The sequence below is a fragment of the Chryseobacterium sp. HNCC26DJ238 genome (assembly GCF_057180465.1).
Map to the genome: position 1 here is coordinate 13,503 of NZ_JBXUGI010000014.1, position 22,382 is coordinate 35,884.

The 22,382-nt window shown below is 35.1% G+C and carries 18 protein-coding genes; 6 read left to right on the plus strand and 12 right to left on the minus strand.

The window, feature by feature from the left end:
• Position 1 precedes the first annotated feature (1 nt).
• The 8 genes from AC2A07_RS13785 to AC2A07_RS13820 form a co-directional block, all read right to left on the minus strand.
• Entirely contained in the window at positions 2 to 199 is a 198-nt protein-coding gene (locus AC2A07_RS13785; protein ID WP_484050897.1) for a helix-turn-helix transcriptional regulator, read from the minus strand.
• 448 nt (positions 200 to 647) lie between these two features.
• A complete protein-coding gene (locus AC2A07_RS13790) occupies positions 648 to 1,598 on the minus strand; it encodes a hypothetical protein (protein WP_484050898.1) in 951 nt (316 codons plus the stop codon).
• Positions 1,599 to 1,615: 17 nt separating this feature from the next.
• Positions 1,616 to 2,641 (minus strand): hypothetical protein, encoded by a 1,026-nt coding sequence (locus tag AC2A07_RS13795; protein ID WP_484050899.1) that lies wholly within the window; start codon positions 2,639 to 2,641, stop codon positions 1,616 to 1,618.
• A gap of 10 nt (positions 2,642 to 2,651) precedes the next feature.
• The gene (locus AC2A07_RS13800; RefSeq protein ID WP_484050900.1) at positions 2,652 to 5,789 is read right to left on the minus strand and encodes an AAA family ATPase; all 3,138 of its coding nucleotides are present in this window, start codon (positions 5,787 to 5,789) and stop codon (positions 2,652 to 2,654) included.
• Positions 5,786 to 6,331: an ABC-three component system middle component 1 gene (locus AC2A07_RS13805; protein WP_484050901.1), complete on the minus strand. Its 546-nt coding sequence runs from the start codon at positions 6,329 to 6,331 to the stop codon at positions 5,786 to 5,788. Before AC2A07_RS13805 ends, AC2A07_RS13800 begins: the two co-directional genes overlap by 4 nt.
• Complete coding sequence (locus AC2A07_RS13810; RefSeq protein ID WP_484050902.1) at positions 6,309 to 7,691, minus strand: ABC-three component system protein; 1,383 nt, start codon at positions 7,689 to 7,691, stop codon at positions 6,309 to 6,311. Before AC2A07_RS13810 ends, AC2A07_RS13805 begins: the two co-directional genes overlap by 23 nt.
• On the minus strand, positions 7,691 to 8,743 hold the full coding sequence (locus tag AC2A07_RS13815) for a ComEC/Rec2 family competence protein (protein WP_484050903.1): 1,053 nt from the start codon (positions 8,741 to 8,743) through the stop codon (positions 7,691 to 7,693). The genes AC2A07_RS13810 and AC2A07_RS13815 overlap by 1 nt, the downstream gene beginning before the upstream one ends.
• 561 nt (positions 8,744 to 9,304) lie before the next feature.
• A complete protein-coding gene (locus tag AC2A07_RS13820; RefSeq protein WP_484050904.1) occupies positions 9,305 to 9,547 on the minus strand; it encodes a helix-turn-helix transcriptional regulator in 243 nt (80 codons plus the stop codon).
• A gap of 675 nt (positions 9,548 to 10,222) precedes the next feature.
• Here AC2A07_RS13820 and AC2A07_RS13825 point away from each other — a divergent pair.
• Entirely contained in the window at positions 10,223 to 10,645 is a 423-nt protein-coding gene (locus AC2A07_RS13825; protein WP_484050905.1) for an XRE family transcriptional regulator, read from the plus strand.
• Between the two features lie 282 nt (positions 10,646 to 10,927).
• On the opposite strand, the gene mnmE is transcribed toward AC2A07_RS13825, so the two are convergent.
• On the minus strand, positions 10,928 to 12,313 hold the full coding sequence (mnmE, locus tag AC2A07_RS13830; protein ID WP_484050906.1) for a tRNA uridine-5-carboxymethylaminomethyl(34) synthesis GTPase MnmE: 1,386 nt from the start codon (positions 12,311 to 12,313) through the stop codon (positions 10,928 to 10,930).
• Positions 12,314 to 12,558: 245 nt separating this feature from the next.
• The gene (locus tag AC2A07_RS13835; protein ID WP_484050907.1) at positions 12,559 to 14,328 is read right to left on the minus strand and encodes an aminopeptidase P family protein; all 1,770 of its coding nucleotides are present in this window, start codon (positions 14,326 to 14,328) and stop codon (positions 12,559 to 12,561) included.
• A 493-nt stretch (positions 14,329 to 14,821) separates the two neighbouring features.
• Between AC2A07_RS13835 and AC2A07_RS13840 the strand changes: the two genes are divergently transcribed.
• From AC2A07_RS13840 to pruA, 4 genes are all read left to right on the plus strand, one after another.
• Positions 14,822 to 15,259, plus strand: a complete 438-nt coding sequence (locus AC2A07_RS13840) for a DUF6526 family protein (protein ID WP_484050908.1) — start codon at positions 14,822 to 14,824, stop codon at positions 15,257 to 15,259.
• A 26-nt stretch (positions 15,260 to 15,285) separates the two neighbouring features.
• The gene (locus tag AC2A07_RS13845) at positions 15,286 to 15,453 is read left to right on the plus strand and encodes a phosphatidate cytidylyltransferase (protein ID WP_314497363.1); all 168 of its coding nucleotides are present in this window, start codon (positions 15,286 to 15,288) and stop codon (positions 15,451 to 15,453) included.
• Between the two features lie 11 nt (positions 15,454 to 15,464).
• Positions 15,465 to 16,568: a DNA topoisomerase IB gene (locus AC2A07_RS13850; RefSeq protein WP_314497366.1), complete on the plus strand. Its 1,104-nt coding sequence runs from the start codon at positions 15,465 to 15,467 to the stop codon at positions 16,566 to 16,568.
• Between the two features lie 210 nt (positions 16,569 to 16,778).
• Positions 16,779 to 18,404, plus strand: a complete 1,626-nt coding sequence (gene pruA / locus AC2A07_RS13855; protein ID WP_484050909.1) for an L-glutamate gamma-semialdehyde dehydrogenase — start codon at positions 16,779 to 16,781, stop codon at positions 18,402 to 18,404.
• 948 nt (positions 18,405 to 19,352) lie between these two features.
• Here pruA and AC2A07_RS13860 read toward each other — a convergent pair.
• Together AC2A07_RS13860 and AC2A07_RS13865 are read right to left on the minus strand one after the other, a co-directional pair.
• Positions 19,353 to 19,634, minus strand: coding sequence for a GIY-YIG nuclease family protein (locus AC2A07_RS13860; RefSeq protein ID WP_484050910.1), 282 nt, complete (start codon positions 19,632 to 19,634; stop codon positions 19,353 to 19,355).
• Positions 19,635 to 20,043: 409 nt separating this feature from the next.
• Positions 20,044 to 21,288: a dicarboxylate/amino acid:cation symporter gene (locus AC2A07_RS13865; RefSeq protein WP_484050911.1), complete on the minus strand. Its 1,245-nt coding sequence runs from the start codon at positions 21,286 to 21,288 to the stop codon at positions 20,044 to 20,046.
• A gap of 174 nt (positions 21,289 to 21,462) precedes the next feature.
• Here AC2A07_RS13865 and AC2A07_RS13870 point away from each other — a divergent pair, with 174 nt between their 5' ends.
• On the plus strand, positions 21,463 to 22,380 hold the full coding sequence (locus AC2A07_RS13870; protein ID WP_484050912.1) for a DnaJ C-terminal domain-containing protein: 918 nt from the start codon (positions 21,463 to 21,465) through the stop codon (positions 22,378 to 22,380).
• Positions 22,381 to 22,382 lie beyond the last annotated feature (2 nt).

The window sequence follows — 22,382 nt, forward strand, 5'->3', positions numbered from 1 at the left end:
TTTATTTACTTGAGTTAATTAATTCTTTAATATCAATATCTAATTTATTTGCAATTTCCAAAAACATTTCCATCGAGGGTTGTATCTCGTTGGTACACCAGCGAGAAATTGTCACTTCACTTTTGCCCAATTGTTCTGCAAGCCATTTACTCGTTCTTCCTTTTTCAGCTAAGATTATTTTTAATCGATTGATTTTCATTATATGTTATTTTATTAACAGCAGGTGTTAAATTTAATGAAAAAACCATTAAGTGCTTAAAAAAATAATTTATATTCTTACTAACACTTTAAATCAACTAGGCATATTGCATTAACCACGATCAGTATGTTTAAGATAGTCCAGTTTATTGTTAAGTTAATAAACAGCATGGCCTTAATTGTATAGTCGAAGTTTTCAATTATTTGCTGTAGAAAAATAAATTTATTGTAAGAAAGCAATAGTTTTGGTATAAGTTCTTGTTAGATTATATACAGACTCTAACTCAATTGCAAGTATGCTGTAATCACAACGGAAAAATGTAGCAAAATTTAGCGGATAATTTCTGCCACAGCAGTCCGGTTCGAATGCCTCAAACTCCACTTATTGATCTGTAAAGATTTTTGTTTCCAGATGCTAGTTTGGCACCAAACATATTTCTTGGTATTCTTCAAATTTTTATTTTAGAAATTTCGTTAGAAGATATCACTTGTGTTAATATTCCTAGTTTATTATAAGTCTTTTCTGCTTTGTATCTACAACGTTCATCGTTTGTGATGAAATAGTCAAAATGAGCAGCGTAAAAAGTATGAAGAGAATCGTCAAACATATTATTGAAATTACTATCTGTTTTGTAACCTGCTAAATCAAATTTATAAAATGTTTCTAATATTTTTGAATACATTACATTATTACCTGTTTTTGTGTTAGGAGTAAAGACATCATAAATGTCTGTTAAATCCAAATGTTTAGGCAAGTCTTTAAATTGATTTCTTAATGCGGCGGTAAACCCTTGATTATTTTTTAATTTTTTCAAGCTTAAAGCAAGAAATTTTTTAATCGTTTTATATAAACTATAATCAGATTTAAATTTATTCTGGAAAGCATATAAATCAGCTTCTAAGGAATATTGGTTATCATATACTTTAGATAAAGGAAACATCAAAGCAAAAATTGGTTCAGAATATCCTTTTTTGAAATTTTCCGGTAATGGTATAAATTTTTTTAGTTCAGCCTGCATTCTCAGCAAAGGCTCATCTGAAATTAGCTCGTCATAAGTTTCTGTCTCAAATTCCCACTCTTTATTCTTTTCATTGAAAAATTCAAATATATTTCGTTTGTGAAAAACTACATTACTTTGATTCCAATATTGACAGACGCAATTATTATTCGTTAAGTATTCAATATTTTTTAAATGTCCCTCAACATAAGTTGGATTCTTTTGGTAGCCCCTAAACAGATCGTTAATATGTGCATTAGAATACGCAGTGAAGAGTTGTTTATTTTCAATTTTTTGTCTTAAGAAGAGATAATTTGCTTTAACTTCATTCTCTAATGTTTCAATTTTTTCGATCCGATCAAAAATATTTAAGTCAAGATAAGCAGATGGTATATTTCCCATATATTAGTAAATATTTATTATCTATAATTTCTTACATCATTTATCCAACGTTGATCTAAATTTACTATTTTAAATGAACTATATGTACTTTCTAAATCTTTATAGAATATGAACATTCTAACAAACCAGCGCTCTTTAATACCTACCGCTACGTCAGCGTCATATTCCTCATTACGCCAAATATTTACAATTCTCTGTGGTAAATAAAATCTTAAAACTTTTTCTCCATTGATTATTAGTTCCCAATTATCTAATTCATCCTGTGGGTAATAATAATATTGACCTTTCAATGAGCCTGTGTTACGTAAGAAAGATGTGATATTTTGATCTTGCGATAATAAAAAAATCATATCACCACTTTCTAACAAACCAATTAATACCCTTCGCTCAAAAAACTCAAAAGAGTTTATTATTGTCTGAATATGACTTTCTACATTAATTATTTCTTCTAGTCCTCCATTACCTTTTAGAAATGACAAAAGATTTCTCCGTTGTTGTTCATTATAAATATTGCTAAGATAATCATCAGTGATTTCATGAAATAAGTCACATGTTGCCGAATCTAGTAGCCATCTTAGAGATATTAAAGGAATCTTATTATTTGCGGCAAATTCAAAAGCATCCTTCGAAAAGTCTTCTACTGAAGCAACACCTACTTGATAATTATATCTTACTCTATTGGCTATCGCTAATTGCTGCCTTCTAAGATTATGTCTCAATTGCAGTTGTTCATCAGTTAATATTTCAAATTCATTAATATCATATCTCAATCCAAGCGCATTTCTAACAATACCTAAGCCTGTTTTTTTATTATAAGCTTTGCATTCAAAGTTTATTCTTGAAGGGTATGAAAAAGGCATTTGAATTGGAGGATCCATTAAAACATCAGCGTCATGAGCAGCTCCCTTACCATGAATAAAGTTAAGTCCTCTATCTTCAAATATGTATTTTCCGTCAGGAGATACTTTTTTAAACCCGCAATTTGTAAGCATTCTACGTACAAGATATTCCAGTAAGCTACCTTTTATTTTTGCAGCATTCATATTCTTTAATTTATTTTTCTTTCTTTACTTTACCAAAGGTCTCAAATTCTATATATTTCGATTTAAATAATTCTTTAGGAATTTTTTTCTGTAACAACAAATGAAAATTTTCTTCATGTGTAGAAACAATTAATTGCTTACCTAACGATAAAGTAATTCCTCTGAATAAATCAATAAATGACAATATGTTTATACTATCCATTGATTGTATTGGATCATCTATGAAGATACAGTCTACAGATTCTTTTGTGTCTGGATTTTTTGTTTTCAGAGCTCTTGCCAAAAAAATGCTTAGACTAAGAATGTTAATTTGGGCAGTACTGAAATAAAGTGCAGGAACAGATATTTCGTTCTCACCCTTAGTATTAACTTTTACAGTGTATATCTGCAATCTTGGTTTACTATCGGCAAATTCACACTTAAATTGTATGGATTGATAATCAGGATGAGGATCAATCTTATTATAAATTTTATTAATTAACTCTGTATAAAAATACTCATCTATTGTTTTAGTTAAATATTTAACAAGATTTCCTCTTTCAGCGCTCAAATGAGTTTCCGCATTATTTAACCTGCCTAAATCTTTTTTATAGTAGTCAATCTTTTCCTGAATTTTTTGAGAAACAGTAGCATTAAGACAATCATCTTTTAATATCTCAACAATTTTATAATTTCCAATTTTTTCCTCTACCAGTTTTTTATCTTGTTTCTTATGATCAATTAGATCTAAAAACTCATTCTCAATTTGAGATTTACTCTTGTCTTTCAAGTCTATATTAAACTCCGACTTTATAAAACCTTCATAATTATCATAAAACCTTAATATAAGAGATTTAGAATCAATTATTTGTTGAATCCTATTATTACATTCTTCTTTTGATAAATTTGTTAGTGACAAATCGATATTCAATTGTTCTAAAGAAATTTTTTGATCATCTCTTTCTTTATTCAGTTCTTGGATTAATTTTTCAATCAAAGATTTGGCTTCTAGCAAAATTGTCTTATCAACTTTGCTGTGATTTAATACAGTATTAAAATAATTTATAACAATAACATACTCATCTGAAACTTGCTGAGCTACAATATTCTCTTTTAATTTATCTATATTTTCAACATTACTATTAATGCTAGTGATAATATCTTTAATCTTTTCAGAATTTACATTTACAGTGTTAGTATTTTTATGAATATCAGTTTCTATCTCAGAAATTTTGTTTCTTAAGTCCTTTACTACTTCATCACTATTTTGCTTGTTTCCAAAAAACAGTAAAACTTCATTTATATTTTCAAGGATATTTTTAAGTTCTTCGTCTTTACTTAATTTTTCTAAATTTAATTTTTGAAGTTCTGTTGTTAAGTTTTTTTGCTCATTTAAAAAAGGTGATTTGACTAGAACAAAAGTTTTATTTATTTCTTCAATTCCAAAAAGTATTTGTTCTTTTAAGTCATTAATTTCGGTTTCAAGGGAAATTTTGATTTCCAAATTTTCTCTTAACTGATCATCAAAAAATTTATTACCAACTATATTATTTGATAATTCTTCAAACGAATTATAATGATGATTACAAAGGGGACAATCAGAAGTTTGAGTGCGAGTGATTATTTCTAACCCCAGGCTCACATACTCTTTTAATTCATTATTAAATCTATCTTGAGAACTAATTTTATTTTCTATTTCTTCTAAGTTTTTACTTTTTGTATCAAGGCTTTTTTTTAGATTTAATTGTTTTGTTATTAAATTTTGATAGCTAGTGAAGTATTTAAATTCTAACAAAATCCCTAAGTCAGAATTAATTATTGACTCATAATATCCAAATTGTTCAAGAATAATTTTTACCTCAGATAGTTTCAGTTCTTTGTCAGAAATAGTGCTGAAAAGATTATTAACAGACTTTCTAATAGCCTCACTAATTTCTAATAAATTCTCCAATCTAATTTTTTGATTGGGAATCTGTTCTAATTTAGCTCGCTCTTCATTTAAGAGTTTTTGTAATTGTTCTGTTTTATTTAAGAAAACAATATTTTCTTCTTCGATAAGAGATTTTTCACGTTCATTTATTATATTTTGATTTCCAAATTCTGTAACTCTTTTTTCTAATTTATCTATTTCTTTTTGAACTGTTAGAAATATTTCAATCTTCTTTTCAATGTTAAAGTTTGCATCTAAACGATCTCGTTGTTCTAAAAGATTTTTATCAATATTATCAATGCTTGACTCTATTTTTTCCTTTTTTATTATCAAAGAAATAATTCGTTGCAATTCTTTAATTTGATAATCAAATTTTTCTATTTTTTCCCGATTATCAATATATTTGAAGACTCCATTATTAATCCCCTCTGATAAGTTTCCTTCACCATCTCTTGCTAACCTGATATTATCTATTTGTAATCTTAGTTTAGTTAGATATTCTTCTAAAATTAATAATCTGACTTTAATATTTCTAGATAAATTATCATGAGTGGTTTCATCAAATGACTCTTTTGTGATATAATCTAAAGACTCATTATTTTTTTTAAGAGAGGCAATTATTTCATTAATTTCATCAAACTTTTTAAACTCCTGCTTGTAATCAATTTCCATTTGAAGCGATTTCTCTTCTTTCTCCACTTCTTTATTAATACGGGTTCTTTCCTGTTTTATGAAGTCCAAGACCCGTACTGCTTTTTTATAAATAGCATCGTATCGCTTCAGATCAGAGTCAATCTCCAAAAACCTTTCATATCTTTTGTCAGCTCTTTCCTCCTTTATGAAAGTATCTATCAAATCCTGACTTAATATTTGATTTCGGAAATACTCATTATCAGGCTTCCCTTTCGAGTTATATTTTTTTCTCTTATTAATTACATTTTCAAAATTACCATTGTTCGTCTCGACAATGACTTTACCGGAAGTAGATGAGTTATTTAATAATAGTGGAAGATTATTTTCTTTCCTCATTTTCTCAAAGTCATCCATTCTGTCAAATCTTTGAATCTGATGAGTGATACTCCATTCGACAGCATCGTAAAAGGAAGTTTTACCAAAGCCATTTGGTGCATAAATAGAGGCGAAATCCATTATTTCGCCATGAGCAGTAAAATCAAATGTTGAATTCTCTTCTTTTTCAAATGCTCTGAAACCAGTTATTTTAACACTTTTGATTTTCATTCTCTATTCAATTCTTTAATAATAAACTCTTGAGCTTCCTTATCACCAACAACTTTATCTTCTTGATCTAGTAGTTTCCATAAAGTAGTATTTAGTGGAATGTATTTTTGTATAATAATTTCTTGAGTTTTATCAACAATTTCTTTTAAATCGGAATTGGTGATATGTTTTATTATCAGTTCATTTTCTTCAGACTTACTAAGTTCTTTACTGAAATTTTCTTCAACGATTTTTCTACTAGAAAATTTGTCGTTTTCTATTTTATTTTTTAATTCTTTAGACGCTCTATCATCAGTAACGTAAATCACGTACAAATTCCATTTTTCGTAGACAGATTCTAATTTTGGCTGGAATTTTAAAGCTATTTCTTCAGAGATTTTTTGCCACAGGTTATCCTTTTCAATAATTGTAGATTTTGCTAAGACAAAAAAAACAGAAATATTTACACTTATTTCTACGTGTTTGAAACTAAACCTACAATCAGAGTATTTAGCTGATAATTCTTTCAAAGTATCCTGACTATATTCCGAATATTTTCCCATATTCTTCTTTGAGTTTTATTAATAATTCATTTTCGTTTAATCTATTAAACGCCTGATATTCTTCACTATTTTCAACAAGCATTATGTATTTAAGGTATTCAAAATGAACAAAATTATACTTATCAAAAATAAATTCTTTGGACTCTGATTCAGCATTAAATATATCCGAACCTTCTCCATTATATAAAGGAATACCTTTAATATATTTTTCTTTAATAACGCTAATGTTTGGTAGAATATCTCCTTTATATAATGAATAATCCTTTATTTTAATTGGATTATTTTTAGTTTTTATAAAAACAGTTCCATTATCAGATAGATTTTCATAGTTATATAATAAACACTCTTTTATAAAATTTTCCCCCATCCATTCGGTTTCTTTTATATTGAAAATTAGCCTCAAAATTGATTGAGCTTCAATTAATTCATCTTTTGCGCAAATTTTTGATTTTATAATATTAAAAAATGTCAAAAACTCCAACCATGTAACGTAGATAAGCTCATCTCTAAGAGTTGAGATATCACTTTTATTTAATAATAATTTATCTTTAAAATGATCTTTGATAAAGCTAGGAGTAATTTCACTACTAATCACTTCTAAAGTTTTACGTTTAAGTACAGATTTAACTATTGCAATATCTTGTTCTCCAGAACCTGCATTAAAGACAAAAACTTTATCTTTTAAAAAAGAAAAGTTTGATAAATATACAGGTGTCATTTCTGACAAGTTATTTTCTTCAACTATTTCTATAATCCTAATAATCGGAACAACATCTATCTGTCCAGTTGCGTAATCTGTTATCGCCGATGATTGAATACCAACAATATTTATCTTACCACTATATATTCTTAAAATTCCACCACCAGAAAAACCTACTATATCCTCATGATTTAAATTTCCAAAATTTGTTTGTAATCTTAAATACCCATTATTAGTGGTATCAATTTTGCGTGTAATTTCATAATTACTATATTTATCATTATTATTTTCTCCTATTTTACTAGGATATCCACATAGTAAGCATTCATTAAATACACTACAATTTTCATCAATAAAAATTTGATCAAATCCTGTAACTTTGTCTAAAACTAAAATAGCTGCATCAGCATTATTGTGTTCAAAATAATTTTTTCCTTTTTTTACTTCAACAGGTATTAGTTGATTTTGTTTATCCGAAAAAGAATAATTTATCGTAGACATTAATTCTTTTGTATCTACATCTCGATCGTTGGAATCTTGTTTATAAAATACATGTTTTGCCGATAGTATATACGTTATTGTTTCGTCTAAAGGCTGGAACAAAACACCACTACCTTCGCCCAAAATAACAGTATACCTTTTTAAGTCGCCTTCTTCCATTAAAATTCATTTTGCATTTTACATTTCAAATTGGGATAGTCTCTCCAGTCTTCTTTTGAAAAAATTTTATCTTTTAAATTATAGTTAAAGTAAATAACTGCATTAGAATTATTATTTATTATTCTAGCTATAGTTCTTTTATTGGGTAATCCGTGTTTAGAAGCATTTGAACTAATTAGATAATTGTCAGTTTTTACAATTTCCAAAAGTTCTTTTTTAGTATTATACATACTTCCATGATGCGACACTTTCATCAAATTAACATATAAAGGATTACCCTTGTTATAACCAAATCTGTCTAGTCCTTCAATTACGATAGATGGGTGACTATCTGCCAAGAAAAGAAAATTAATTTTATCGTATTCCATTATAAATGCTATAGAACTACCATTTGCAACGCTAGTATCTTCAATGAATTCAAAATCAGTTTGATTTTCTTCCTCAACAAAGGCCTTCAAAGAAGTTTGAAAATCATGCTCATCACCACTTGTAAAATAATCCTTTTGTTTTTTATACAGTTTTAAAAGTTTATTAAGCTTATCATTATTTGGTGACAAAATTTTAAAATTTAAGCCAAACAATCTATGCTCAGAAAATTGCTCAATAATCTCTCCTTTCCATAAATCATTATCTCTAAGGTATTTTTCAAATTTAATTCCCTGTTTAGAACTTGTGCTAAAATCATCTGCTCCGTAGACTATTTCTATATCCAAGTCTAAGTTTTCTTCTTTCTCAAATTTGTTTGCTATTTCTTTTCCTGAATTGAACCAAACCTTTTTAACAAGCTTATATGCGTCTTTATCTTTATTTAACCATCTTAAAATTCCTCCAATATGATCATCGTCAAAATGGGTCAAAATGAGAAGATCTATGAATTCTTCATCTTTCCGAATCTTTTCCATTACTCGATATAAATCACCTTTAATATTTGATCGACTTTTATAGGTATTACCAGTTCCCCCATCAATAAGAATGTTCCTTGGCATACCATCTTCAATCAATGAAATCAAAATTGAATCTCCGTTAAAAGCTCGTAAAAATTGTATTTTCATATTTTTAAAATTAACATAATAATACGAATCAACTTTACGGTAATCCGTGAAATCATTAGTTATATCTATGTAAAACTACAGAGGTCTGGAGTTTTAAAATTTATAATAAGATTATAGATTTTTGTATGAGAAGTGAGAAGTTGGATTTAATTTTCATTTAGCATTTCAAATATTAGTTTTTATAAAATTATAAAAAAAAACCAAATAAAATAAGAATATAGAAAATAATTATAATGAGTAGTTAAATTTCAAAATAGATAATTCATTTAGAATTATAAATATCGCATTTTATCTATCTTTATCTAACCCTGATTTAAGACAGGAATTGTAAACTTCTTTTTAATTGCTAGATTATTAAGGCGTTCATTTGCGAATATGGTAAAACCGTCAGGAATTCAACATTAACTCCTTCATTATCAGAAATTAATGAAAATCAACACAAACTCGATAATTAAATCTATGATTTTTCACTAAACTTATATTATCGAATAAAAAACAAAAAATTCTGTCTGGTTTTTATTCATTTAGTAGATCAAAAAATATAGCAAATTTTTCTATCTCTTAATCGTCAAAGTCAAAAAAGTCCTTCAGAGAAATTCCAACGTAATTAGAAAATTTTGCGATTGTATAAATAGTTAGCCCCCTCTTATTATTTTTACTTTCCCAACGATTTAATATTTGTCTATCGATTTCGAACTTTTTGGCAAATTCAGATTGCGACAAACCAGTACTGGCTCTAAGAAACTTAATCCTGTCAGCAATTTTATTTTTTAATATTATATCTTCCTCGGTGAGTGCGGCCATCCTGCAATTTTGCAAAAAACCATAACTTTATTGTAATCCACTTGGATTACAATAAAGATTTTTTTTATATTTGTAAATAATAAAATGCAATTTATTCAAATTAAAAATTGAAGCAATTGCTTAGAATCTCGCATTAGAAAATAAATGCTTGAAGATGATATGATTTTGTTGTAGAAACTCTTGTCCAGAATGTTTTTCTCAAACTATTGTTAAATCGTGATACCATTGAAACACCTAATCATATTACAGGATTTTTACGGTTTGTGATGAAAAGAGACTGCATATCGTATGTCACTGCGCCGAAGAATAAATTCAACCGTCTAGTTGCTTCTTTTGAAAGTTTTGAGAATTATCAAGATTATCCTGTGGGTTATGATTCCCTAAATGATAAAGAGTATTTAAATAGCCAGAAATCCGATCAAAGCAAATTTGATGAAGTTAAAATCAGAAAGTCAGGGATTACAAAAAAAAACAGGAATTCGTTCTTCACAACCAGAGTTATTATGACTTGCCGACCAAAATAAAAGACAAAGCAGAAAAAGCTAATATCTAATTGATCATTTGATAGTTTAAGAAAAATAACGATGGCAACTGTAAACTCGCAGGTTGAGGTTATGGACACTCACTAAATAAAAGAGTATAAACAGATTTGTAGGATTTTTTATTACCAATAATATGGAACAGAAAATACATCAGGGAAGAAATATAAAACGCTTCAGGGAAATGCTGGGAATCAAGCAGGAGGCTTTGGCTTGGGATCTTGGCGATGATTGGAGCCAGAAAAAAGTTTCGTTAATTGAACAAAGAGAAGTCATTGAGGATCGTATGCTGGAAAAGATTTCCGGAGTATTACAGGTTCCTGCGGAAGTTTTTCGAAATTTCGATGGGGAACAGGCTGTGAATATAATTTCCAGCACATTTATCAATAGGAATAATTTGATAGGTAGTTCTCCAGGGATTTTATCAGGAATGGTTAATAATTACAACCCTCTCGATAAACTGATCGAATTGCACGACCAAAAAATTTCACTCTACGAAAGAATGCTGAAAGAAAAGGAAGACATGATGGAAAGGATTGAAAAGCTGATCAATAAATAAAAATACAGGTTCTTTGGGATATAAAATATCGAACAAAATGACGAGATTTTTTCAAAACAGAATACTTACATTCTGCTTTTGCTAAAATTTAGTTGATCAAACGTCAGATATTTTCGTTGACTTTCAATTTGTTTAAAATAATTTTCATCATCAGCATTTTATGCTGCTTCAAACAAATTTCAGTCATGAAGCAGCACAAAAGATGTACAGATATAAAAATATACTCAAAAAAGAGAAATTAAAATTTATATAAAATACGGTAGAGCAATTAAACAAATAGGTTTATTTCCCAATACAAAACTTAGAAAAAATATTCCCCAGCACTTCATCATTCGTAACTTCACCGGAAATTTCTCCAAGGTGTTCCAGGGCATTTCTCAGTTCGTAAGCCAGTAATTCTGTGGAAATCTGAGTGGTAATCGCATCTTTTACTTTGTCAACGGCTTCCAGGGATTTCCCTAAGGCTTCGTAGTGGCGCTGATTTGTAATGACAACATTGCTTTCCTCTGATTTCAGCTGTTCTACGTACGAAGATAATTCATCCTTTAAATCCTGCATGTTCTGATTTTCGACAGCCGAAATGGTGATGAAATCAAATTCCTGGGAAATCTCATTCCTGAAAATGCTTTCAGCCCTCTCATATTGATGGGGGAGGACTTCATCAATTTTAGTGGCACAGATGATCAGCTTCAGATCGTCCCGCTGGAGGGATTTTATCATTTCAATATCTTCTGAAAAATTTTCGGTAGCGGCATCGGCTAAATACACAAGGATATTGGCATTTTCAACCTTTTCCTTCGCTTTCTGTACCCCGATGGCTTCAATTTCATCCGTTGTTTCACGAAGGCCTGCCGTGTCAATCAGCCGGAATGCGTGGCCTTTGATGTGAAGAATCTCTTCGATCGTATCTCTTGTTGTACCTGCAATATTGCTAACGATGGCTCTTTCCTCTTTCAGCAGGGCATTAAGCAAAGTAGATTTTCCGGCGTTGGGCTTTCCGATGATGGCAACGGCGGTTCCGTTTTTTATGGCGTTTCCGTACTGGAAACTTTCAATCAATGAATTCAGTTTGGTCTCAATTTTATCAAGCAGCTGATTCAATGCCGAACGGTCTGCAAATTCTACATCTTCTTCTGCAAAATCCAGTTCAAGCTCGATCAGCGAAACAAAATTCAAAAGGTCTGTTCTCAAAAATGAGATCTCATTGGTGATACCGCCTTTCAGCTGGCTCAGCGCAACTTTTCTTGAAGCTTCATTTTCAGAAGCGATCAGGTCAGCAATCGATTCCGCCTGGCTCAGATCGATTCTTCCGTTCATGAATGCACGCATGGTAAATTCTCCGGCTTTTGCCATTCTTGCGCCGTTCTTAATCAGGACTTCAAGAATTTTTTTGGCAATATGAGGCGAACCGTGAAACGAAATTTCCACAGAATCTTCTGCCGTAAAGGTTTTCGGGGCTTTGAATACCGAAACCATCACTTCATCGATCACTTCCTCACCCTCCTTGATAAACCCGTAATGAACGGTGTGTGAAGGAGCGTTTTCAAGGTTTTTCCCGTCAAAAATTTTAGCAGATATTGCGATGGCGTCGTCTCCCGAAATTCTGATGATTCCGATAGCGCCAATTCCGTTGGCCGTGGCAAGTGCGCAGATAGTGTCGTGATTCATGATGCAAAGATACGTTTTTGTCTGTTTTTTTTCATCAATTGCTGTTTTCACTTAAAACGGTCAGGATACCTTTTATTGAAATCAATACGGAAATGTTCACATACCGATCAGAAATAAAGGAAATCAGCAAGATGGACAACGGTGCAATAACAGGAATCAGATAATGAAAAAGCATTGACGTTTTACAAAAAAGCCCTGCCGTCTAATGAGGGCAGAGCTTATATTTATTGTAAAAAAATCGTTGATTAGAGTGGCTGAACCAGTTCCAGGAACCAGTCCTTCACTTCGCCCTCCAGGTGAGGACCGATTTTTTCTTCACAGGTTCTGTGGTAATCATTCAGCCATTGGATTTCTTCTGCCGATAAGATTTCTTTCACTACCGTATCTGTGAAGAAAGGGCAGTAGGTCAACGTTTCAAACTCATAAAAAGTCCCAAAATCCGTAACCTCTGATTCTTTCACTGCAATTAAGTTTTCATGACGGATTCCGTATTCGCCTTCAACATAAAATCCGGGTTCATTGGAGCAGACCATTCCCAAAAGCAATTCCTGGGGATTAAGATCCTTTCTGATGTTTTGCGGGCCTTCGTGTACATTCATAAAACTTCCGACCCCATGACCCGTTCCGTGGTTGAAGTCCTTGCCGTTCATCCACAGAGGAAGCCTGGCAATCGCATCCAGCTGTACCCCTCGCGTTCCTTTAGGGAATTTGACCATCGATAAACGGATCAGCCCCTGAAGCACTAAGGTAGAATTTGTTTTAAACTCCTCGGAAGGCGTTCCCAAAGCAAAGGTACGCGTGATATCAGTTGTTCCTTCCAGGTACTGACCCCCTGAATCTACAAGGATGGTAGACTCATTTGTCACTTCCTTACTGCCTTCTTTTTTGGCAGAATAGTGCATGATGGCACCATTGTCTTTGTATCCGACGATGCTTCCGAAGCTTTCCCCTACAAAATTTTCTCCTTCTGCACGGAAACCTTTTAATTTCTGTCCGATCGAATATTCGGTCATGCTCTCCTTTCCGGCAGTCTGCGTCAGCCAGTAAAGGAATTTCACCATCGCAACACCGTCCCTTACCATCACTTTTCTGAAACCTTCCAGTTCAGTTTCGTTTTTCTGCGCCTTCATCAGGTTTCCGGGTACCGGAGCTTTCACAAACTGGTTTCCGATTTTTAAGGCTTCGAAAATCGACTGATTGCTGTTTGGGGAAACCAGCACTTTTTCATTGCTGAAGTTCTTCAGAGAATTGAAAAATTCCTCGTAAGGCATCATTTTTACAAAAGAATCATCCATCTGCTTTCTTGCCTCAACCTCCATTTTTTCAAGATCAGTAAATAAGATCGCATCATTCTTCGTGATAATGATATATCCCAGAAATACAGGATTGCTTTCGACGTCGCTTCCTCTCAGATTCAGGGTCCATGCAACATCGTCAAGGCTTGAAATGATATGAACGGTCACTTCCATCGACTCCATCTTCTGACGGATGGCAGCGATTTTATCGATGACGGATTTTCCTGCTCTTTCCACAGGATGAGTGTAGATCGGGTTTTTGGAAGCTTCCCCTCTTTCTTTCCAGACGTATTTCAGTAAAGGAATATCAGATAAGGTTATATTTTTAGCATGTAATTTTTCACAGAGAAGTTCCCAGTTGGCATGCGAAGTGGCTAAAGCATTGACGGCAACGGTTCCGTTGTCAGGGATTTCAGAAATGATCCAGTCGATATAGTGCGGAGTGCCTTCCATACCGTCTTTGAACAGGTCAATTCCTGATCCTTCAAGTTCGATCGGAGCCTGGGTAAAATACCGTCCGTCCGTCCAGAGTCCGGCTTTATCCCGGGTAATGACCACAAATCCTGCAGATCCCAGAAAACCCGAAAGCCAGGCTCTTTCCTGCCATTCTTCAGGCAGGTATTCACTCATGTGAGGGTCAGCAGAATAGACGATAAATGCATCAACATTATTTTTTTGCATCTCCTCCCGAAGCGCAGCTACTTTTTCCTTTGAAGTCATTTTTTATAATTTTAAAACCGAAAGTTACAAAAAAAACAATTTCGCTGTCCCGGTTTGTACCAGCTTTTCATCAATAATTATTTATCCTTTACAATCTTTTCAGAAGAAGATACCGGTTTTTATCAGGAGCTGTTTCCGGCTATCCGCTCATACTCCTCGCGCCCATGCTTTTTCGCTGGCACGAAACCAGCCGCCCGCTGTGGGGTAACCGCTTCTATGGGCTAGGGCTGAAGTCCTTCAGTACAAAAGTATCTTTTACGGTAAAGCTTACCTTATTATAAAATTATTCAGGAATGGGACTGCTGTGTTTTATTTAGTAACGGTAAGGTTCTCCTTTTCCAGAGTTACATCCTGTTTTTATTTCTCATTCTTTCAGAAACTAAGCAAAGCATATCTTTCACATCCATATGTAGTTATTATTCCTGCAATCTGATAATTCATGATCATCAGAAATTTCAATATATTTTGGAAAGGTTCTTGCTATATTTTAAATATGAAAACTCAAAATTACCGGAATCACAGAAAATTTTATCCGCCTCATCATTTCGTTTTTATTCCGTTGCTGCTTAGTTTGGAAGTCTATGGAATCTACAAGATTTTTAATGATGCAGATCACCGGCTGATATGGATTTTATTTTCATTGGTCATATTTCTTGTTTTCTACCTTGGAATGATGGTAAGACAGCATTACGCAATCGGGCTTCAGAACAGAATGGTAAAGCTTGAGTTCAGACAGAGGTATTTTGAAATTTTTAATAAACGGTCAGACGAAGTCTGTGAAAAGCTAAGCTTCGCACAGATAGCAGCATTGAGATTTGCTTATGACGAAGAATTTAAAGAACTGCTGTACAAAGCACTCAACGAAAATATATCAGGAGATGCTATCAAAAAGTCAATCACGAGATGGCGTCCTGATCATGACAGAATATAATCAATTAATCATTTAAATAAACTATTATGAAAAAGTTATCATTATACAGCTTAAGTCTGTTAAGTTTCATGTTACTGACAAGCTGCGAAGCAGTGGAAACAATCTTCAAAGCAGGAATGTGGTGGGGAATCATTGTAGTTGTCGGTATTGTAGGATTTCTGATCTGGTTATTTACAAGAGGTAAAAATTCTTAATCACTATTTTTATGGATCAGTCAGACCTTGAGATTATTTCTCACCTGAAGCCGGCAAAGATTCTTAAAATTATGAAGGATCCGGTAGCTTCTGCCAAAGCAGTGAATCTTATTTACACTTCCGATGCAGAAACTGCCGGAATCATCCGTCGAAAGAGAGGCAAGAAATACATGTATTTCAGAGACGGTGAAAAAATTAAAGATAAGGAGGAGATCAAAAGGATCAACAGCCTGGTCATTCCTCCGGCATGGGAGAATGTGTGGATCTGTGCGATCGATAACGGACATCTTCAGGCCACCGGTCTTGACGCAAGAAAAAGAAAGCAGTACAGGTACCATTCACTCTGGAGTGCATTGCGGAATCATACCAAGTTTTACAGGATGCTGCAGTTTGGATATGCACTACCTGAAATCCGTCTCCAGCTGGAGAAAGATCTTGCATTACGCAATTTTGAAAAGAAAAAAATTCTGGCACTGATTGTCAGCCTGATGCAGCGTACCAACATCCGGATCGGAAACAGCATTTACGAAAAGCTTTACGGCTCATTCGGTCTGACGACCCTTAAAGGGAAACATGTAAAAGTGGAGGGGCAGAAAATCAATTTTGCATTCAAAGGCAAAAAAGGTGTTATGCATGATGTCAACCTGAAAAGTAAAAGACTGGCAAAACTTATTACGAAATGTAAGGAAATACCGGGAAAAGAACTTTTCCAGTATTACGACAGTGAAGGAAACAGGCATCATATCGACTCCGGGATGGTGAATGATTACATCAAAGAACTGAGCGGTGAAGATTTCACGGCAAAAGATTTCAGGACCTGGTCAGGAACCGTTAATGCCCTGATTGCATTTAAAGAAATCGGCTATGCAGAGAATAATGCACAGTATAAGAAAAAAGTGAAAGCCGCTTTGGAAATGGTTGCTGAACACCTTGGCAATACCAGTACTGTGTGCAGAAAATATTATGTACATCCGCTGGTCATCAATCTGTACGAAAACAATTCAATTAAAAAATATTTGGATGCTCTTGAGGTCATCGAAGAAAATGATGGAAAAGCGGGATTGACGCATGAAGAAAAACTCGTTTTGCAGATTTTGGAAAATGAAAAAATGTAAGATCGTTTTATCAATAATGATAAGGATGCTTCGCTGTGAGGTTTAGAACGATTTCAAAATTCACTGTACATAGGCGATGCAGATTTACGTTAAAGTTTTTAATCCCGTCTTAAATAACGGATCATTTGTCATGCAAAACTGATCATTGACATCAAATAAATGTTGTAAATTTGTATCATTAGCAAATTATATAAAATAATACAACGTAATATGTCAAAAGCAATTTCGCAAGTACCATTTGCAGTCAACGAACCGGTAAATTCTTACGAACCGGGTTCTCCGGAAGTAAAATCTCTCATCGCTCAGTACAAAAAAATGTGGGCACAGAAGATAGAGATCCCTATGGTGATCAATGGTAAAGAAGTAAAAACTGACGATAAAGTTCAGCTGCAGTCTCCTCAGGATCATGCTCATGATTTCGGTTTTTACCACAGAGGAACCATGCAGCATGTAGATGATGCCATCAACGCTGCCTTAGCTGCCAAAAAAAAATGGAACGAGCTTGGATGGGAGCACCGTGCAGCTATTTTCCTTAAAGCTGCCGATCTTTTAGCCGGACCTTACAGAGATGTCATCAATGCCGCTACAATGATCGGACAGTCTAAAAATGTTCACCAGGCAGAAATCGATGCTGCCTGTGAATTTATTGACTTCTTAAGATTCAATGTAGAATTCATGACCGAAATGTATTCTGAACAGCCGGTTTCTGACGCAGGAATCTGGAATAGGGTAGAGTACAGACCTTTAGAAGGATTTGTTTTCGCAGTTACTCCGTTCAACTTTACCGCAATTTCGGGTAACCTTCCGGCATGTATGGCCATGCTTGGTAACGTAGTCGTTTGGAAACCTTCCGATAAGCAGATCTATTCCGCAAAAGTAATTATGGATGTATTAACTGAAGCAGGTCTTCCTGCCGGAGTGATCAACATGATTTTTACGGACGGAAAAGAAACAGCAGAAAAAGTGCTTGCACACAGAGATTTTGCAGGACTTCACTTTACCGGTTCCACAAAAGTTTTCCAGGGAATGTGGAAAATGATCGGTGACAATATTCATAACTACAGAACATATCCGAGAATCGTCGGAGAAACAGGGGGAAAAGATTTCGTGATCGCTCACCCTTCTGCCAACGTAGAAGCGGTGGCAACCGGTCTCGTAAGAGGTTCTTTTGAATACCAGGGACAGAAATGTTCTGCTGCTTCCAGAGCTTACATTCCGAGATCGATCTGGGAAGACGTGAAGAAAGTGATGGAAACGCAGATCGGTTCTATTAAGATCGGTTCTCCTGAAGATCCTTCCAACTTTGTCAATGCGGTCATTGATAAAAATTCATTCGAAAAATGTAAAGGATATATTGACAGAGCTGAGGCATCAAGCAATGCAAAAGTGATTATCGGAGGAAAATGTGACGATTCCAAAGGTTGGTTTGTAAGCCCAACTGTTATAGAGACTACTGATCCTCAGTATGAAAGTATGGTCGAAGAAATCTTCGGACCTATTTTATCAGTGTACGTTTATGAAGATAAAGACTGGACAGAAACACTTGCGATCGTGGATTCTTCGTCTCCTTATTCTCTTACCGGGTCTGTATTTTCACAAGACCGTTATGCAACTGATGAGGCGTTTAAAGCACTGGAAAACGCATCAGGGAATTTCTATATCAATGATAAACCTACGGGTGCCGTTGTCGGACAGCAGCCATTCGGCGGAGGAAGAGCTTCCGGAACGAATGACAAGGCAGGTTCTAAGATGAACCTTCTGAGATGGACTTCCGTGAGAAGTATCAAAGAAACTTTTGTTTCTCCTAAAGATTACAAATATCCATATTTAGGATAAGACTAAATTTGAGTTAAGCAACAAATAATTTGCTCGACCAACCATAACAGGAGCTCCGGAATAAAATTCCGGAGCTTTTTTTGTCAATACTGATATCCTCAAAATATTTACTGGTTGCCATATAAAAGTGGTCTAATGGTGGCTTCGAGAGCCTCAGCCACCATCGAGAGCCTCAGCCACCATCCTTCGAGAGCCTCAGCCACCATCTAGAATACAAACTACCGTTATAAAGCCTCAGCCACCATTACAGAGTGTAAGCTATTATTATAAAGCCTCAGCCACCATCCAGAGCGTAAGCTACTATTATAAAGCCTCAGCCACCATCTAAAGCGTATAGATACTCAGCCCACCATCCAGAGTACAAACTATCATTAGAAAGCCTCAACCACTATTAGAGAGCGTAAGCTGCCATTTGAGAGCCTAGTTTACCTTTTATTTCTCAATCCTTTAACGCTCCAACTAATAATGGCTGAGCATCATGAACACTGGATAGCTCTCAATAATTGCTGAATCTCTCTAAATAGCTGAGTCTAACTAATTGGTAATTAATATTGTAAATGGCGGGAATGTTGGCTGAGGCTCCTAACGACGATGAATGCACTCAATGGTGGCTGTCTCTCGAATGGTGGCTGAGGCTCTCGAAGCCACCCATTCCCTCAGCTAATAATAGCTAAGCCTCATAACACTGGATAACTTTCAATGATAGCTAAATCTCTCAAATGGTGACTGAATCTATCCTGAATCTCTCAACATTTGTAAGGGCTCTCAATAGTAGCTAATCTCTCTAATGGTGACTAAATCTCTCAACATTTGTTAGGGCTCTCAATAGTAGCTAATCTCTCTAATGGTGACTAAATCTCTCAACATTTGTTAGGGTTCCCAACGATGGCTAGATCTCTCGAATGGTGGCTGAGGCCCTCGAATGGTGGCTGAGGCTCTCGAAGCCACTCATTCTCTCAAATCCCTGTACGCCTTAGCTAAAACAGGAAGAAGATCATACGTACCATTCATCAAAGCTTCCTTCTTTTTTCTGCTCCATCCCTGCACTTGTTTTTCTCTGTAAAATGCATCAGCGACATGGTCGTATTCTTCGTAATACAGCAATTTTACCGGCAGCCTTCTGGAGGTGTGGCGGGCACCTATGCCTTGTTGATGCTCTTGCAAACGTCTTTTCAAATCGACAGTACTTCCGGTATAATATGATCCGTCAGCACATAATAAAATGTACATATAACCTGATTTCATATTTGTGTTTTAAATTTTTAATGATAATAATAGCTGAGCTCTTAACGATTGCTGAATTTTCAATGGTAGTTAAATCTCTGAATGGTATCTGAGGTTCTCAATGATAACTGAATCTCTCAATATTTGCCAAGACTCTCGAATTGTATCCGAATCATTCGACGATGGCGAAAGCTCTCGATGACGGCTGAGGCTTTCTACAGGTGGCTGAGGCTCCTAACGATGACGAATGCTCTCAATGTTGGCTAAGGCTCTCGTCGTGGCTGAGGCTCTCGAATGGTGGCTGAGGCTCTCGAATTGTAGCTGGCTCTCGAATGGTGGCTGAGGCTCTCGAAGCCACTATTCTCTCAGCTAACAATACTGAGCCTCATAACAATAGAAAGCTCCTCAATAGCGTTCAGTTAAGGCTCTCGTCGGTGGCTGAGGCTCTCGTCGGTGGCTGAGGCTCTCGAAGCCACCTATTAACAAACATCGCAGCCACAACATCACCTACAGCGTTTAATACCGTTGCAAGGGGATCTACCAGCGTTCCGATGATAATAACTGCAGGTATCGCTTCCTGGGGAAGGCTGTACACAGAGATCATGAGCATTTCGCCGATATACCCGCCATTTGGAATTCCCCCGGCAACAATGCTGACAAAAACAGTTATTCCCAAAGCAAGCAAAAGGTTGGAGGGCTCAAAAAAATCTCTGCCGATGATTTGGAAAGCAACATAGATTTTAATAATCGATGAGATGGAAGAACCGTTCTTGTGAAGTGTGGTTCCGATAGGGATTACCAGATTGGAAATCGATGACGGGATGCCGATCTTTGAAGCCGCTAACAGATTCGTAGGCATGGTGGCAAAGCTGCTGCAGGTACTCAAGGCGGTAAGTGTGGGAAGGACAGCATTTTTCCAGAAACTTTTAATTCCTTTCAGTCCGTTGGCCATGAATGCGTAAAGTGAAAAGAATACAAAGAAGTAGATAATGCCGACGATATAATACAGGCCGAGGGGTTTGGCGTAAAAACCAAAAAGCTGAGGTCCCAGTGTAGCGACCTGGTAGGCAAAATAGGCTCCGAGGCCGATTGGCGCGATTTTCATGATCATCAGCAGAAGCTCTTTCATCACTTCATACCCCGATGCAATAAAGATTCTGAAAGGTTTTCCGCTGTCACCGGATTTCCTGGCAGCGAACCCGGTAAGAAAAGCGAAGATCAGCAAAGCGAGCATATTTTTACGGGAAAACAGCTCTGTAAATTCCCCTACGGTAAAAAAGCTTACGATCCGGTCACCCCAGTTTTCTTCTTTGGATGCTTCAGCAATAATTTCGGTGCTTCCTGAAATGGATGATACCGGAAAAAGATAGACCGCTGCAATGGTGAAAATGGCTGCAGTCAGAATAAAAAAGAGAAAAGTCAGTGACATGACTATGATAATCTTCCCAAACCGGGATTCCTGATCAAGGGAAGCAATAGAATTGGAAACAGCAAAAAATACCAGAGGAACCACACTGACAAAAAGCAGATTCAGGAAAATATCGCCAAGGGGTTTGATGTACTCAACAATCTGCGGAGCAACAATACCGATGATACTTCCCACGGTAATTCCTAAAAGCAGTAATAAAATCCCGGAGTAATTTTTCAGAACATTTTTCATAAGTGTGTATTTTTTTTTAAGCCGTATGATATAGCTTCTCTGGATCAGTGTAGGGTTTCCGAATCAGTAGAGGTGAATTTATACATTTATTGTATCAAAGATAGATTTATTTTTAACAATTTCTAAATGGAGGTCTGCCTTAATTTTTTTAAATTTGAGTAAACATTCGTTTCTATGGCTTATATCGATTATTATAAAATTTTAGGCGTAGACAAAAGCGCAACGCAGGACGATATCAAAAAAGCGTACCGCAGGCAGGCCAGAAAACTGCATCCCGACCTTAACCCTGATGATAAAGAAGCTGAAAGACAGTTCAAGGAACTGAATGAAGCCAATGAAGTACTCAGCAATCCGCAAAACCGGGCTAAGTACGATAAATACGGTGAAAACTGGAAGCACGGGGAGGAATATGAAAAAGCACAGCAACAGCAAAGACAGTATCAGAATCAGGGTGGAAATCGCAGTGGCGGATTTTCCGGGGGAGATTTTGGAGAAGGTGGTGATTTTTCAGATTTTTTCCAGAGTATGTTCGGAGGTGAAAGCGGTGGTTTCGGAAGAAGTTCACAGGGCAGTGCTTCAGGAAAATTCAAGGGACAGGATGTGGAAGCCGAGCTGACTCTGAGTTTAAAAGACGCTTCAAAAACGCAACAGCAGATTTTTGATATCAATGGAAAGAAAGTAAGGATTACCATTCCTTCGGGAGTATACGACGGTCAGCAGATCAGGCTCAAAGGTCACGGGAATCCCGGTTTTAACGGAGGTCCGAACGGGGATTTATACATCACATTTACCATCACTCCGGATCCGGATTTTGAGAGGGCAGGAGATGACCTCAAAACGAAAGTCAGTATCGATCTGTATACCGCAGTATTAGGCGGAGACGTTAAAATACAGACTCTTGAGGGGACTGTAAATCTGAAAGTGAAACCTGAAACCCAGAACGGAATGACCGTCAGGCTGAAAGGAAAAGGTTTTCCGGTCTATAAAAAAGATGGTGAGTCCGGCGATTTGTTTGTAACCTATGAAGTGAAATTACCGGCAAATCTTACGGATAAGCAAAAAGAACTTTTTGAACAACTTAAAAATTCTTAAAT

Coding starts and splice junctions, on each gene's coding strand:
- AC2A07_RS13865 (WP_484050911.1), bottom strand. CDS start 21,288: ATGAAAAATGTTCTGAAAAATTACTCCGGGATTTTATTACTGCTTTTA.
- AC2A07_RS13825 (WP_484050905.1), top strand. CDS start 10,223: ATGGAACAGAAAATACATCAGGGAAGAAATATAAAACGCTTCAGGGAA.
- AC2A07_RS13790 (WP_484050898.1), bottom strand. CDS start 1,598: ATGGGAAATATACCATCTGCTTATCTTGACTTAAATATTTTTGATCGG.
- AC2A07_RS13810 (WP_484050902.1), bottom strand. CDS start 7,691: ATGGAAGAAGGCGACTTAAAAAGGTATACTGTTATTTTGGGCGAAGGT.
- AC2A07_RS13785 (WP_484050897.1), bottom strand. CDS start 199: ATGAAAATCAATCGATTAAAAATAATCTTAGCTGAAAAAGGAAGAACG.
- mnmE (WP_484050906.1), bottom strand. CDS start 12,313: ATGAATCACGACACTATCTGCGCACTTGCCACGGCCAACGGAATTGGC.
- AC2A07_RS13820 (WP_484050904.1), bottom strand. CDS start 9,547: ATGGCCGCACTCACCGAGGAAGATATAATATTAAAAAATAAAATTGCT.
- AC2A07_RS13845 (WP_314497363.1), top strand. CDS start 15,286: ATGAAAAAGTTATCATTATACAGCTTAAGTCTGTTAAGTTTCATGTTA.
- AC2A07_RS13835 (WP_484050907.1), bottom strand. CDS start 14,328: ATGACTTCAAAGGAAAAAGTAGCTGCGCTTCGGGAGGAGATGCAAAAA.
- AC2A07_RS13795 (WP_484050899.1), bottom strand. CDS start 2,641: ATGAATGCTGCAAAAATAAAAGGTAGCTTACTGGAATATCTTGTACGT.
- AC2A07_RS13815 (WP_484050903.1), bottom strand. CDS start 8,743: ATGAAAATACAATTTTTACGAGCTTTTAACGGAGATTCAATTTTGATT.
- AC2A07_RS13840 (WP_484050908.1), top strand. CDS start 14,822: ATGAAAACTCAAAATTACCGGAATCACAGAAAATTTTATCCGCCTCAT.
- AC2A07_RS13805 (WP_484050901.1), bottom strand. CDS start 6,331: ATGGGAAAATATTCGGAATATAGTCAGGATACTTTGAAAGAATTATCA.
- AC2A07_RS13800 (WP_484050900.1), bottom strand. CDS start 5,789: ATGAAAATCAAAAGTGTTAAAATAACTGGTTTCAGAGCATTTGAAAAA.
- AC2A07_RS13850 (WP_314497366.1), top strand. CDS start 15,465: ATGGATCAGTCAGACCTTGAGATTATTTCTCACCTGAAGCCGGCAAAG.
- AC2A07_RS13870 (WP_484050912.1), top strand. CDS start 21,463: ATGGCTTATATCGATTATTATAAAATTTTAGGCGTAGACAAAAGCGCA.
- AC2A07_RS13860 (WP_484050910.1), bottom strand. CDS start 19,634: ATGTACATTTTATTATGTGCTGACGGATCATATTATACCGGAAGTACT.
- pruA (WP_484050909.1), top strand. CDS start 16,779: ATGTCAAAAGCAATTTCGCAAGTACCATTTGCAGTCAACGAACCGGTA.